The organism is Streptomyces sp. NPDC088766 (assembly GCF_044750845.1).
Classification (GTDB): domain Bacteria; phylum Actinomycetota; class Actinomycetes; order Streptomycetales; family Streptomycetaceae; genus Streptomyces.
In genome coordinates this window covers 182,331-196,316 of the sequence record NZ_JBIVKQ010000012.1, presented here as the reverse complement: position 1 = coordinate 196,316, position 13,986 = coordinate 182,331, and the positions used below count along the sequence as shown (strand labels likewise).

Genomic DNA, 13,986 nt, shown 5'->3' with positions numbered 1-13,986 from the left:
ATTCTGTGATGCCGCGATTCCGTTGTATTGCGACCGAGGTCGTTTTCTTGCCTCGACGCTTCCCCACTGTGACCGCGAGACGGATGCCGGCTCCAGTCCCGTCCCCGCTCATCAACCTGCACGGCATGAAAGTGAGTGGGCGACATAGGACCCGGAGGGAGGGGTTTTAGGGTCACTGACCAGCGCTGACAGGTGACTCTGATGGCGCCTTCCCGCTCAGGAAGAGGCCTTCTCGTGATGTCACGGAAATTCGCCTCTACCGGAACTGAAATTCTGCTGGAATGCTCGTCGATCGCCGCCCAGGATCCTCTGGAACGGGCTCACGTCGGTCGGGAACGGGCCGATTGCCATGGCTTGCATCGAATTTCACGTGCCCGCGTACGGCAAGGCTCGGGAAATCCTCGGCAGCCGTGTCACCCGTCGTCGTCCGCTCGTGGTTGAAGACCAGAAGGCGCCCACCCCGAAAGGCGACAGCCATGTTCCGAACCATGCTCAAGTCGAAGATCCACCGAGCCACGATCACCCAGTGCGATCTGAACTACGTAGGCTCCCTGACCCTCGACGCCGACCTCATGGACGCCGCCGACCTGCTCCCCGGCGAGCTGATCCACCTCGTGGACATCAACAACGGCAGCCGGCTGGAGACCTATGTGATCGAGGGCCCCCGCGGCAGCGGCATCATCGGCGTCAACGGCGCCGCGGCCCGCCTCGTCCAGAACGGCGACCTCGTGATCATCATCGCCTACGGGGCGGTTCCGGACGCCGACGCGGCGAAGGTCGAGCCCCGGGTGGTCTTCGTGAACGAGCGCAACGAGATCATCGACGAGGGCACGGCCCTGAGCACGGCTCCGGCCGGCCACGGCCTGGTCGACGGTGCGGTGACCCGCACGGCCTGACCGGCGACATGTGTGAGTCTTCTTGGAGGTTCCACGGATCCAGCGCCATGCCGAGAAACCAGGCGGCGGGGAACCGGGCCGCGTCGGGGCACCGAGCCGGTGAGCGACGCCGTGGCTGAGTACGATGCGGTTGCCGAGCAGTTGGCGCGAAAGGTTCACCTCTGCCTGCGGGAGGACGATCTCGACCCACGACAAGTCGTCGCGCCCGCCTGCGAACTGCTCGACTGGTTTCTCCGCGGCGACGCCATCGTGGAGGTCGTCGGGCGGAACCCGGCCGAGGTGCCTCCGGCGGAGATGGCCGCGCTGGCCCGGCATGTCCTGGACGAGGCGGGCTTCGATGCCGGCTTCGATCCCGGCTTCGACCTCGCCCCCGAGCGTATGGAAACGTTGCGGACCGCGCTGAGCATCATGGTCCGTGACCTGACCACGCACGGGATCGAGGGCGAACCGGAGATCGAGATCCTGGAGGAATCGTCCCCCGTGGGAGCCGGAGTCCGCCTCGCCGATGGCCGGCTGCTCAACTGGGGCAACCCCGTTCTGCCGACGAAGTGCGACGACCGGCCTTTGCGCTGGCCGGTCTGGCGGTTCTGATCCAGGAGAGCCGGCTCGAACGGGCCTGGCGGGTCTGGCAGGTGTGCCCACGACACGATCTCGGCATCCACGGCTCGGAGCGGGACGGTACGGCCGTGTGGTGGTGCACGGGTGGGGTGGGCACACGCTGGCGGCCGTCGGTGAACTCGCGCGACGTCGGCGCGTGAGTTGATTCGGCCCGCACTGTCAACTGCGTTGTTCCTCGGACGGGTTGAAGCCAGGAAAGTCGATCGGTTCGGGCGATGCGGAGCATACGGTCTGGTGAAGGTCACCTCCCCGTCGTCACGTCCCCCGACCGTCGGTGTGCTGGGGGATCGGCGGTGCGGCACTTCGCCCGCGTCTCCCGTTCCTTGTCCCGTCCCCCGCGCCCGGGAGCACTCCCCGGCAGAGTCCAGCAATGGGAATGCGAGCCTTCCGGACAAGTGGTACCTGGTGTGCGCCGTGGACCCCACGCCAGGTGATCTGCGGTGGTTTCAATCGTCACCATGGCCGTATTCTTGCTGGCTCAGCCGGACAGGCGGGCCTCTTCTTGCGGTCTGCACGGGCAATCCGAGAGTACGGCGGCACCCGGGCTTGCTCGACCACTCGGTGTCAGTGGCGGCGCTCATCGTGCGCGACGGTTACCGAGTCGCGCCTGGGGAGCAGGTTCCGCACGCGGTACGGCCTCCTCTGATGCTGGTCAGGGTGAGCGCAAGGTCCGTGCTGCAACCGCAGCGGCAGCGCCACCGGTCCGTGATCCTCCCCGGACAGGGCTCCAACGGTTCGCACCCGGCGGCCCGCGCTTTTGCGACGGCTGTCGCGGGATCGGTCCGGCCACCGGATCGGGGGCACTTCCTGCAGCCGGTCGTTGCCGACCGGATGGAGGACAGGCGCGTCGCGACCTCGTTCTCACGGGAGCAGCGGCAGCGCCAGGGCTTATCGCTTCCTGGACAGGGCTCCAGTGGTTCGAGCCCGGCATCCCGCAGAACCAGCACCGGATCGCGTGGATCCTTCGAATGCGGTGGGTACCTTTTGCGGCGGGTTGCCTGGAGCGCAACGATGCCCCAGGCAACCCGACTTCAGGCTCCAGAAGAAGCCCAGCTTCTTCGGCGAGTACGACACCAGCAGATTCTTCGTCTGCTGGTGGTACACCCTCCGCTTGGCTCTGACCAGCACAAATGTGCCTTGTGGAGGGGCATGGGTGGACCTTGGCCCGTATATGGTCCGGATCTTGGAGGGGGACCGAACAGCGGTCTCAGCGCCTTGGCGTCGACCTGCGGTTTTCGCCGAACCATCGGCCACCGTCGCCTCGGTGTTCTCTGTCCGCCGACCGACGGAACGCGAACGGCGCGCAGGTGACTCCTTGGCAGAGTTGCTCCTGCCCCTCGTCGGACACCCCCGGAGCGCTCGTCCTCGACGAGCTCTACCGGCAGGGCGGTCTCGTCATGCCGTCTCCTGACATGAAACGAACATCCGAAAGGTCTGGTCGACGGGCCGTACTTCCCTGCTGTTCACGTGGCGGGAAGCACGGCACCGTCGTCGGTCTCAGTCGTTCCGAGTCGGTTCGGTTGTGAGTTTCCTCTGGCGGGCGGCCTCGATGTAGCGCGGGGCGAACTTCATCTCGTACGCCTCGGGCACGTCGTACGGAGATTGCCAGTGGTCCGGTACGAAGCTGTCGCCGTCCTCGTGGCAGAGGTGGCATGAGGCGCACCACTCGGTTCGCCATCCGTAGGCGACGGCGTGGACCCCGTCGAACGTCTCGTCCAGCGGACCGTCCGCCCGGTACCAGCGGTGGAGATCGGTCGCGCCGCAGTGCGGACAGGGTGCCGAAAGGTCGGGAGCAGCCGGTTCCGCGTCGAAGGCCGCCCGCCAGGCGTCCCGCAGTTCGGGCGGAACGAGCCGCCAACCGCCCGGACCCGGCAGGGCGAGCTCATCGTCGTCGAACAGGTCCATCTCCCTGGCCTCGACAGAGCCGAGCATTCTGCATTCGCCCGTCGCCAGATCGACTCGGACGGGGCCGATGCCGATGGTCATCCGGGACGGGTCCCCGGTCTCCAGATAGCCCCGGTTCTGAAAGCCGAAGTAGACGGCCTCGCCGACCACGGTTACGGCGCCCTCGACGGACACCAGTTCCACCCGGGAGTTGAGCGGATCCTCGGCCACGTGCTGCCGGGCCAGTTCCGCCGCTCGTTCGAGACTGATCATCGGTCGGTCCTGAGGAATCCACAGCTCCGACAGACGCCTGGTCCAGCCTGCTCGGATTGTCCGTCGAGGAGGATCACATCGTCCGGATCGATGTCCGCGGCGTGCCTCTCGGTCGGTGACCCGTGGCTGAGCGATGTTACGGGCCGGTGGTGTGCGTCGCACCTTTGCCGTGTGCCACCGGCCCGTTCCCCCCGACGTCACGCCACGGGGCGTGACCGTGCGGGTTGGAAGAGGTCGAGTCGGGCGGACTCGGTCGCTCCCGGCATGCAACACTCCCCTGTTGCTCCATTGACGCACACGTGGCCCGTGCCGACAGCCATGTCCCTGAAGTCTCCGCTGCTGAGGTAGGCGACCGACTGACAGGCGAAGTAGAAGGTGCTTCCCACCTGGGCGTGCTCTCCTTCGGCGAGTGCAAAGGGCATGCCCGCATTACTGACTTTCTCGTCCAGGAACACCACCTCTTCTTACAAGGCGAAAGGAGTGTAGGTCAAAGCAGTGTCCACGACTTCTTCCGCCGTCAGCTCGTCCGTGAAGCCTTCCTCATCGGGGTGGTAAATGAGATTGAGTACGCGAGGATGAGGCACGTTCGCTTCGAGAATCTCAACAAGTCTGTCGTCTTCCTCCTCCGTCCCGTTTGCAGCCATGATTTTTCGAACGAGCTCGACGAGCTGATCGCGGGTAAGGTCACGCACTTCCACCACGCCTCACTGATGATAGTCGGGGTCCAGTACTTCAGCATGATACCGAGGGGTCACGACTATCAAGTTGTCCAGATCGTAGACACCGCCGCCATGTTGAATTGGTTTCACGTGGTGCAGGACGTACTTGTTGTTCTTTCCTACGGATTGCTGGTTCGTCACAAACGGTGCTCGGCCAGCAGCCATGCGTGTCCTGTTTGCTTTACTGAAACTTGCTGCCAAGGCCGGGTCGTTGGCGACGGCCTTCCAGAAAGCTTCGCGAAAATCCCCGAATGTCTTGAAGGATTTTCCTTGCAGCTGTCGACCGATCTGTCCTGGAATTTTTCCTGTATTTCCATGGGTTCCCTTGAGTCATCCGCCCGATACGTCGGACAGACGCCCGCCACCTGTTACTGCGCCTGGAGAGTTCCTCAGCTCTGTGGCCGTCCTGGTCCCCGTTATGGCCAGGCGATCACTCAGTCCTTCGGCACCCAGGACCGAGGTCTCCGGCTCGACCGCTTGTCGCCGCCACCCCGTCAGGCCACCGATCCCCACGAGGGCGATCTGCTGGGTCAGTTCTTCGGCTGCCTCCGCGTAAAGGTCGGCGAGGGCGTCGCAGCCCTGTTGGCGGAGCATGTATTCGGCGCGGTAGAGGCGGTAGGCGGGGCGGACGGGGAGGTACTTGTCGACGAAGGCGCCGGCGCCGCCGTTCTGGCCGGTGAATGCGTCGTGCGCGTCACCGAGGAACACGAAGGGGGACGTGAAGACGTCGACGAAGGCGTCACCGAAGATGCCCGCTGCCTCGCCGAGGCTGTCGACGCGGTCGTTGTTCGGGTCGTCTGGTGTCAGGCCGCTGGGGTCGGTCAGGAGGGCGGGGGCGTTGTCGGCGTAGGCGTAGGGCGAGGTGTACGGGGTCGTCCGGGCGCGGGTGGCGGGGTCGGGTCGGGTGAAGCGGCCGGTGGCGGTGTCGTACTGGCGGGCGTGGAGGTCGAGGTTGCCGGTGGTGGTCTCGTAGCGGGCGCCGGTGTACGACGGGGTGCTCGCGGGTGCGCCGCTGGTGGTGGTGTTCAGCACGCGGGTGCCGAAGGGGTCGTAGGCCCAGCGTTGGTGCAGGGTGCCGGTGCTGCCGGTGACGTCGACCGGGGAGCCCTGGGTGTCGTGGTGGTAGTGGAAGAGTGTCCCGGTGCCGGTCTTGGTGGCGGTGTGCTGGCCAAGTGGGTCGTAGCGGTAGGACTGCTTGACGGTCCAGGCGCTGTCGTATTCGGTGGCCAGGATCGGCAGGGGGGCGTTGGGGTCCCACTGGGCGCGGTGGGTGACCACGCCGTCCTTGAGCGTGGTGACCTGGTTGCCGCTGGCGTCGTGGTCGTAGGTGTAGCCGCTGCCTGCGACGGTGGCGGCGGAGATCTGTCCGGCCAGGTCGTAGGTGTAGGTGTCGGCGCCCTTCTTGGTCTGGTTGCCCTCGGCGTCGTAGCCGTAGGCGGTGGTCGTGGTGCCGGTGGTGGCGGAGGTGAGCTGGTCGGCGGCGTCGTAGGCGTAGCCGGTGGAGGTGGTGCCGAGGGTGGAGGTGAGGCGGTTGCCGACCTTGTCGTAGGTGTAGGCGGTGGTGCGGCTCGCGGCGCAGCCGGTGACCCAGGGCTGCGGGAAGCAGCCGGAGGTGAGGCGGCCGGCCGTGTCGTAGGTGAGGTCGTAGCCGCCGGTGCCGACATTCGCGCGTGTGACGTCGATGTGGGTGGGCAGGCCCGCGGGGGAGAGGGTGAGCGCGGTCTTGGTGACCGTGGTGCCCGCCTTGGCGGAGGCGACGGCGGTGAGGCGGCCGGCCCGGTCGTAGGCGCGGTCCTCGGTCTCGGTGTTGGGCAGCGCGGACCTGGTGAGGCTGCCGGCCGGGTCCCACGTGTACGTGGTGGTCTTGCCGTCGGCCAGCATCGTCGCGGTGCGGCCGTCGTTGTCGTACGTGTAGGTGATCGTGTTGCCGTCGGCGTACTTGCGGGTGAGCATCTGCCCGGCGGCGTCATAGGTGTAGGTGAAGCCGCGGGTCTTGGTGAGGTTGCCGACCGCGTCGTAGACGAAGTCCTCGGAGATCTTCGCGTTGGCGCGGGCGGTCAGCTGTCCGGCGTCGTCGTAGCCGAACGTCGCGTCGGGGGTGGAGTCCGAGTAGTCGACCTTGGTGAGCAGGCCGCGCGGGTCGTAGGTGTAGCCGGTGGAGCCGCGGGGCGTGGTCTTCTTGGTGAGGTTGCCGGCTGCGTCGTAGCCGTACGTGGTCTCCCGGTTCAGCGGGTCGGTGACCGAGGTGAGGCGGCGGGCCGCGTCGTAGCCGTACGCGGTGACGTGGGCGTTGGCGTCGGTGCGGGTGGTGACGTTGCCGGCTTTGTCGTGTCCGTAGGTGGTGACGGCGTCGCCGGGTGCGGTGACCTCGGTCAGCCGGTCCAGCTTGTCGTAGCCGTAGGTGGTGACGCGCTTGTCGGCGTCGGTGCGCTTGGTGACGTTGCCGGCCGCGTCGTAGGCGGTGGTGGTCACGCCGCCGAGCGGGTCGGTGACGGTGGTGGGATTGCCTGCCGGGTCGTAGCCGTAGGTGGTCGTGTACTGGGCGGGGTCGGCGCCGGTGGCGTTGCCGCGGGGGTCGACCGCGGTGGCCCGGCGGCCGTCGGCGTCATAGGTCCAGCTCGCCTTGTGGCCGAGCGGGGAGGTGCGGCTGAGCAGGTTGCCGTCGGCGTCGTAGGCGTAGGAGGTGGTCTTGCTCAGCTGGTCGGTGCTGCTGGTGAGCCGGTTGTTCTTGTCGTAGACGGAGGTGACCGTCTCGCCCGCCGCGTCGGTGGTCCTGGTGACGTTGTCGTTGGCGTCGTAGGTGTAGCCGGTGGTGTGCCCCAGCGGGTCGGTGACCACGAGCGGCCGGTTGACCGCGTCGTAGGTCGTGGTGACGGACGCCCCGGTGGGGCCGGTGACCTTGGTGGTGTTTCCGGCCGCGTCGTAGGTGTAACTCGTGGTGTACGCGGCCGGGTCGGCGCCGGAGACGTTCCCCCGTGGCGAGACGCTGCTCAGCAGGCGGCCCACCTTGTCGTAGGTGTAGGTGGTCCTGCCGCCGGCCGCGTCGGTCTCGGAGGCCAGGCGTCCGCTCGCGTCGTAGGTGCGGGTGACCGCGTTGCCCGCAGGGTCGGTGGTGCGGGTCGGATGCCCGGCGTCGTCGTAGGCGAACGTGGTGGTGTCACCCGCCGGGTTGCGTGCAGACGTGAGCTGCTCGGCGCCGTTGTACTCGTAGGCCGTGGTGCGGCCCAGGGCGTCGGTGGCCGAGCTGAGCAGACCGCGCCCGTCATAGGTGTACGTCGTGGTGTACGCGGCCGGGTCGGCGCCGGCGACGTTGCCGCGCGGGTCCGTCTTGGACAGGATCCGGCCGGCCCTGTCGTACGTGAACGTCGTCCTGGCGCCCAGTGGGGTGGTGACCGACGTGCGGTTGCCGGCCACGTCGTAGCCGTAGGTGGTGACTTTGCCGCGCGGAGTCGTCACGGTCTCCAGGGAACCGAGCGCGGTGTACGTGTAGAGGGTCTTGCCGCCCATCGGGTCGGTGGTCGAGGTGAGTTGGTTCGCCGTGTTGTACGCGTAGATCGTCTTGTTGCCGCGTCCGTCGGTGTGGCTGGTGATGTTGCCCGCGCTGTCGTAGGTCCAGCTCTCCGCGTAGCCGAGGGCGGTGGGCGCGGTGCGGGTGAGCATCCGTCCGGCGCTGTCGTACGTCATCTGCGTCGTGTGGCCGCGCTGGTCGGTGATGGCGGCGGGGCGCAGGTAGCGGTCGTAGTCGTAGCTGATGCTCTTGCCGTACGGGTCGATCGTCTCCATCAGGACGTTGCCGGCGTACACGTCGGTCCACACGCCGCCGTCCGGCGCTGTGGTGTGCGACGCGCTCTTGCCGTCCCAGGTGAAGGTGGTGGTCTTGTCGTTCTGGTCGGTCTGGGACTTGATGCGGCCCGTCGTGTCGTAGACGTTGGTGACCTTGCCGCCTGCCGGGTCGGTGTAGGAGGACAGCCGCTCGTTCGTGTCGTACGCGTACGACGACGTCCTGCCGGCCGGGTCGGTCACCGAGGTCAGCAGGCCGTCGGTGTAGCCGTACGACACCGACGTGCCGTCCGGCAGGCCCACCTCGGCCAGCAGTCCGTCGGTGCCCGTCGTGAAGACGGTGGTGCGCCCGGCGGCGTCCTTGACGGAAGTGAGCCTGCCCGACGCGTACGTCAGGCTCAGTCCCTTGCCCGCGGTGTCGACCACGGAGGTGAGCAGACCGGCGCTGTCGAAGGTCCGCCTGGTGTGGTCCGGTGTGGTGATGGTGTACGTGCTCGTGCCCTTGACCAGCTTGGCCGCGGAGCCCGCCGGGGCGGTGTACGTGCCGTCGCTCGCCTGCGTGAACACGAACGACGCCCCGTCGTCGGTCCGGTACGTCACCTTGCCCGTCGCCGGTGTCAGCCTCGCGTCGAACGGGGTCGCCCAGCCGCGTCCCAGCAGTCCGACGGCGCTCGAGTCGGAGCGGTAGGTGCGTTCCAGGGCCAGGGGCACGCCGGGGCTCACCAGGGAGGCGTCGGTGAGCTGTTCGTAGAACACGCCGGTGGCCGTGTTGACCGGGTCGGCGCGGTGCGCCTGTGCGTAGCAGGTGCAGATGCCCGCCTGCGCGCCGGGGATCACCGGGGTGTAGAACGCCTCCACCAGCGGCGAGGTGGTCCCGCCCGGGCTCGACGTCCCGTCGGCACTGTCCAGGAAGACCCAGGCGTAGTATTTCTTGCCGTCCTGCAGGATTCCGCCCAGTTCACCGGTGGCCCACCAGAAGCACTGGTCGGTGGGGTAGGAAGTGCTTCCCCACCAGTCGTAGCACCAGGCCCCGGTATCGGAATCCACGCCGACCGGATCGTCCGTGGCTTTCTTGATCTCCTGCTGGACGACGAAGTTGCCCGCCTCGTCCCGCACATACAGCCACATCCCGGTGTACGACGAGCCCCGCTTGGGCAGTTTCACCTGACCGCCGATCGACAGTATCCCCGGGTACGCCTCGGCCCAGGACGACACCCACGTCGGGTTGTCGCCCGCCGCCGCGAGGGGCTGGACGGCTGTACCTCCCCCGGCGGCTGGACCGCGTTCGGCACCGTTCTTGCCCGGCCGACTGTGAGGCTTGCCTTGGGGCCCGCGCTCGGGCGAGTTCATGTACTCGCGCATCGGCGACCGTTCGTGCCGGTCCTCGTCGACCTGCTTGCGGCGCTCGGCCAGCGTCATGGCCCTGGGTGGCTTGGGCAGGTCGGCGGCCGTCCGGGCCTGCGCTTGTGCGACGGCCGCGGTGGCCGTGGAGGGCGGACGGTCCCGGGGGGACGCCCAGGAGGGGACGACCCCCGCTATGGCCAGCAGAGTCAGGGTCAGAACGGCCGTGACGAGTCTTCGCGCTTGTGTGTGCACAGTGCATCACCTGCGGGTCAGGAGTGAAGAGAGGTCGCGGTGATGCATGATCAGGAGAACCGTCGAACTAACGTGCCGTGGGAATCGGGGCCGAAACACGATGGGGTCCCACTCGCCCTGGGCCATAACTTTCCTGGCCGAGTCGGCGAAGGGCTCCGACTGGCCGCTCCATTTGGCGCGAAGGTGATCCCGAACGCCAGATGGTGTGGGTAAACGGAGTATCGACGGTGGGCCAAGGGAAAGCGGCGGGCTGGAAACGGGGGAAGGAGCTGCTTGAGCGGGATCCTTCTCCGGCCTTGAGCAGGCGGTATACCTGTCTGCCACACCTGAGGGATTGAGTTCTTCGCTGTCGCAGTCGAGTGTGGCTGCTTCGGCCGGAACTCACTTGCCGGGCTCCGTTGGACGGAGGGTGCCCCTCAAAGGGATCGCCCGACGGGCCGGCGTGAGCCACGGCACCCTGTACAACCTCTTCGGCACCCGCGAGGCGCTCATCGACTCAGTGGTCGCCGACTTGGCCGTCGACCGGCTCGATGAGGCCGCCGGGTACGCCCTGGCCTTCAGGGACGCCTGGGGCAGATTTGTCGACTATGTCGAGAAGGTGTGCGAACTGCAGGCCACCGATCCCGCGGTCGCCGACGTGGTGAGCGGACGGTATCCGCGTGCCGAGCGCCTGATGGCCGTCTGTGTCAGGGCGCAGGACGCCACCGCCCGGATCATCGAACGCGCCCGGCGGACCGGTGTCCTCCGTCCGGACGTCACCAGCGAGGATCTCATGCTCGTCTTCGGCACCAGGGCCCTGCTCGCCCGTGTGACAACGGCTGCCGCGCCGGACCTCTGGCGCCGCCACGTCGCCTTCCTGCTGGACGGGCTGCGCGCGGAAGCCGCACGAGGTCCGCTGCCCGTCGCAGCAGATGCTCGATGCACTGGGTGGACTCACCGGACAGGGGTGAGCGGGATCGAAAGCAGTCGGCCCGCCCCCGGCGCGCGGAGCGTGCGGACAGCGGTCGGCCCCGGTGCCGCCTCCCCCGGGAGGAGAGGGGTGGCACCAGGGCCGAGGATGCCCGACTTTGCAGCGGTGGTCTGCGGGAGGCGGTGCGTCAGTGGCCGACGGCGAGTTCACCGCCGGGCGTTGTCACGTTGCCGGGTGCGTGAGTCTGATGGCGCGTCGGGGCGTGGTGGTCGACAATCCGGGTCTGTGCTCAGGCCGTGGTGGGCAGGTTGGCAGCGCTGGTGTCTCTAGAAGAAGCCCAGCTTCTTCGGCGAGTACGAGACGAGCAGGTTCTTCGTCTGCTGGTAGTGCTCCAGCATCATCTTGTGCGTCTCGCGGCCGATCCCCGACTGCTTGTAGCCGCCGAACGCCGCGTGCGCCGGGTAGGCGTGGTAGCAGTTCGTCCAGACGCGGCCCGCCTGGATGGCCCGTCCCGCGCGGTACGCCGTGTTGATGTCCCGCGTCCACACTCCGGCGCCGAGGCCGTACGACGTGTCGTTGGCTATCCTGACGGCGTCCTCGAAGTCGTCGAACGAGGCCACCGAGACGACCGGGCCGAAGATCTCCTCCTGGAAGATCCGCATGCGGTTGTCGCCCTCGAAGATGGTCGGCTGGACGTAGTAGCCGCCCTTCAACTCGCCGTCATGGTCAGCGCGTTCGCCGCCGGTGAGGATCTTGGCGCCCTCCTGCCGGCCGATGTCGATGTACGAGAGGATCTTGCTGAGCTGGTCGCCGGACGCCTGGGCGCCGATCATCGTGTCGGTGTCCAGGGGGTGTCCGGGCTTGATCAGTTCGGTGCGGGCGACGGCGGCCGCCATGAACTCGGAGTAGTTGCCGCGCTGGACCAGTCCGCGCGACGGGCAGGTGCACACCTCGCCCTGGTTCAGCGCGAACATCGTGAAGCCCTCCAGGGCCTTGTCGCGCAGGTCGTCGTCCTTCTCCCAGACGTCGTCGAAGAAGATGTTCGGCGACTTGCCGCCCAGTTCCAGCGTGACCGGCTTCAGGTTCTCCGCGGCGTACTGCATGATCAGCCGCCCGGTCGACGTCTCACCGGTGAACGCGACCTTCGCCACCCGCGGGCTGGACGCGAGCGGCTTGCCCGCCTCCTCGCCGAAGCCGTTGACGATGTTGACCACACCCGGTGGCAACAGGTCCGCGACCAGGCTCATCCAGTAGTGCAGCGAGACCGGTGTCTGCTCGGCGGGCTTGATGACCACCGCGTTGCCGGCGGCGAGGGCCGGCGCGAGCTTCCACGTCGCCATCAGGATGGGGAAGTTCCACGGGATGATCTGCGCGACCACCCCGAGCGGCTCGTGGAAGTGGTACGCCACCGTGTCCTCGTCGAGCTCGCTGAGCGAACCCTCCTGCCCGCGGACCGCACCCGCGAAGTAGCGGAAGTGGTCGATGGCCAGCGGGATGTCCGCGGCCAGCGTCTCGCGGACCGGCTTGCCGTTCTCCCAGCTCTCCGCGACCGCGAGCGGCTCCAGGTGGGCCTCCATACGGTCCGCGATCTTCAGCAGGATGTCGGAACGCTCGCTCGCCGACGTCCGGCCCCAGCCCGGCGCGGCCGCGTGCGCCGCGTCGAGCGCCCGCTCCACGTCCTCCGCCGTACCGCGAGCCACCTCGGCGAACGGCTGCCCGTTCACCGGGGACGGGTTCTCGAAGTACCGGCCGCGGGCCGGAGGCACGTACTCGCCGCCGATGAAGTGGTCGTAACGCGCCTGGTAGGAGACGATCGCGCCGTCGGTTCCGGGCGCCGCGTAACGGGTCATGGTGGATGGCCTCCCTCAGCAGCGCTGCCCGCCGTTGGGCAGCTCTGCGCGCGAGGCTAGGCAAGCCGACGTTGCATGCACGTTGCGGAGGGCGAGGGCGACCGGAGCCGTCCGGAGCGGGTCGCCCGGGTGGCGCGTCGCGCCGACCGCGCCGGACCGGGCGGGCGGCCGGTGATCAGCGGCGCGTCCATGACGTCGGCGCCGCCAGCTCCGACTCCAGCGCGGCCAGCCGGGCCCGTGCCGCGGCCGTCGGACGTGCCGATGCCAGTGCCCGCCACACGTCGACGTCGTCCTCGCCCCACGGCGCGTGCGCCCAGTCGGCGAGCAGGTCGGGGTCCCGGCCGGCGATCAGCGCGGCGCGCAGGCCGTCGGCCAGGCGGTTCCGGAGCCGCACCACCGCCGGTGCCTGCGACGCCGGCAGCGGCGGCCCGGTGTACGCCGTGATCGCGGCCGTGACCGCCCCGGCCGCCAGCCGCCGCTCCACGACGGCGACGTCCGACTCGACGGGTACGGTGAGCCGGTACGGCCGTGAGGCCAGCAGCCCCGGGCCCAGCACCCCGCGCAGCCGGGCGAGTTCGACCCGCAGCGTCACCGGGGTCACCGACTCGTCCTCGTACAGCGCGCACAGCAGCTCGTCCCCGGTCAGGCCCTCCGGACGGCGGGCCAGCAGGACCAGGATCTCGCTGTGACGCCGGCTCAGCCGGATCCGTCGCCCGCCCACGGCGAGGCACGCCTCGTCGCGCCCCAGCACGGTCAGCTCGGGCGGGTCGGTCTCCGGCCGCTCCGGGGCGAGCAGTGCGAGGTGCGACTCCGCGGCCCGCGCGACCGCCTGGACGAAGCCCAGACTGTGCGGATGTGCCAGCCCGTCGCCGCCGGTGATGTCCACGGCGCCCAGGACCCGCCCGGTCCGCGGATCGTGCACCGGCGCCGCCGCGCAGGTCCACGGCTGCACCCGCCGGATGAAGTGCTCGGCCGCGAACACCTGCACCGGCCGGTCCACGGCGACCGCCGTCCCCGGGGCGTTCGTCCCCACCGCGGTCTCCGCCCACCGCGCACCCGGCACGAAGTTCATCAGCCCCGCCCGCCGCCGTGCCGCCGGGTGACCCTCGACCCAGAGCAGCCGGCCGTGCGCGTCGCAGACCGCGAGGAGATGTTCTCCGTCGGCGGCGAACGTGCCCATCAGTTCCCGGAACAGCGGCATCACCCGCGCCAGTGGATGCTCGGCCCGGTAGGCGCCGAGGTCCGCGTCGGTCAGCTCCACGTCCGCGGTGCCGTCCGGCCCGACGCCCGCCCGCGCCGACCGCCGCCACGAGTCGGCCACCACGGAGCGCACCGGCCGCGGCACTCTGCCGGCCCGGGTGAACGCGTCGTGCGCCCGCCGCAGTGTCCGTACACGCTCGGCGGGGTCGGCCCCCGGTTCCAGGGCCACCCAGGGATCGGTCAAATCGTCCTCCGGAAGG

General features: G+C 68.7%; 8 protein-coding genes and 1 pseudogene. 3 read left to right on the top strand and 6 right to left on the bottom strand.

Annotation, left to right across the window (positions count from 1 at the left end; all coding sequences use genetic code 11):
* Nucleotides 1-476: 476 nt before the first annotated feature.
* Nucleotides 477-896 (top strand): aspartate 1-decarboxylase, encoded by a 420-nt coding sequence (gene panD, locus ACIP5W_RS19065; protein ID WP_401474368.1) that lies wholly within the window; start codon nucleotides 477-479, stop codon nucleotides 894-896.
* Nucleotides 897-995: 99 nt separating this feature from the next.
* A complete protein-coding gene (locus ACIP5W_RS19060) occupies nucleotides 996-1,487 on the top strand; it encodes a hypothetical protein (protein ID WP_401474365.1) in 492 nt (163 codons plus the stop codon).
* A 1,524-nt stretch (nucleotides 1,488-3,011) separates the two neighbouring features.
* Here ACIP5W_RS19060 and ACIP5W_RS19055 read toward each other — a convergent pair.
* The 4 genes and pseudogenes from ACIP5W_RS19055 to ACIP5W_RS19040 all read right to left on the bottom strand — a co-directional run bounded on the left by ACIP5W_RS19055 (nucleotide 3,012) and on the right by ACIP5W_RS19040 (nucleotide 9,589).
* Complete coding sequence (locus ACIP5W_RS19055; protein ID WP_401474362.1) at nucleotides 3,012-3,671, bottom strand: hypothetical protein; 660 nt, start codon at nucleotides 3,669-3,671, stop codon at nucleotides 3,012-3,014.
* Between the two features lie 464 nt (nucleotides 3,672-4,135).
* Nucleotides 4,136-4,372, bottom strand: coding sequence for a bacteriocin immunity protein (locus ACIP5W_RS19050; protein ID WP_401474359.1), 237 nt, complete (start codon nucleotides 4,370-4,372; stop codon nucleotides 4,136-4,138).
* A gap of 3 nt (nucleotides 4,373-4,375) precedes the next feature.
* A pseudogene (locus ACIP5W_RS19045) lies at nucleotides 4,376-4,696 on the bottom strand (HNH endonuclease signature motif containing protein); the annotation flags it as partial.
* A 24-nt stretch (nucleotides 4,697-4,720) separates the two neighbouring features.
* On the bottom strand, nucleotides 4,721-9,589 hold the full coding sequence (locus ACIP5W_RS19040; RefSeq protein WP_401474476.1) for a DUF6531 domain-containing protein: 4,869 nt from the start codon (nucleotides 9,587-9,589) through the stop codon (nucleotides 4,721-4,723).
* Between the two features lie 538 nt (nucleotides 9,590-10,127).
* Here ACIP5W_RS19040 and ACIP5W_RS19035 point away from each other — a divergent pair.
* Complete coding sequence (locus tag ACIP5W_RS19035) at nucleotides 10,128-11,006, top strand: TetR family transcriptional regulator (RefSeq protein ID WP_401474473.1); 879 nt, start codon at nucleotides 10,128-10,130, stop codon at nucleotides 11,004-11,006.
* Here ACIP5W_RS19035 and ACIP5W_RS19030 read toward each other — a convergent pair.
* Together ACIP5W_RS19030 and ACIP5W_RS19025 are read right to left on the bottom strand one after the other, a co-directional pair.
* Entirely contained in the window at nucleotides 11,003-12,526 is a 1,524-nt protein-coding gene (locus ACIP5W_RS19030; protein WP_401474355.1) for an aldehyde dehydrogenase family protein, read from the bottom strand. The two genes, ACIP5W_RS19035 and ACIP5W_RS19030, sit on opposite strands and share 4 nt — an antisense overlap.
* 175 nt (nucleotides 12,527-12,701) lie before the next feature.
* Nucleotides 12,702-13,970 carry a GAF domain-containing protein gene (locus ACIP5W_RS19025; protein ID WP_401474352.1) on the bottom strand — a complete coding sequence of 423 codons (1,269 nt, stop codon included), beginning with the start codon at nucleotides 13,968-13,970 and terminating at the stop codon, nucleotides 12,702-12,704.
* Nucleotides 13,971-13,986 lie beyond the last annotated feature (16 nt).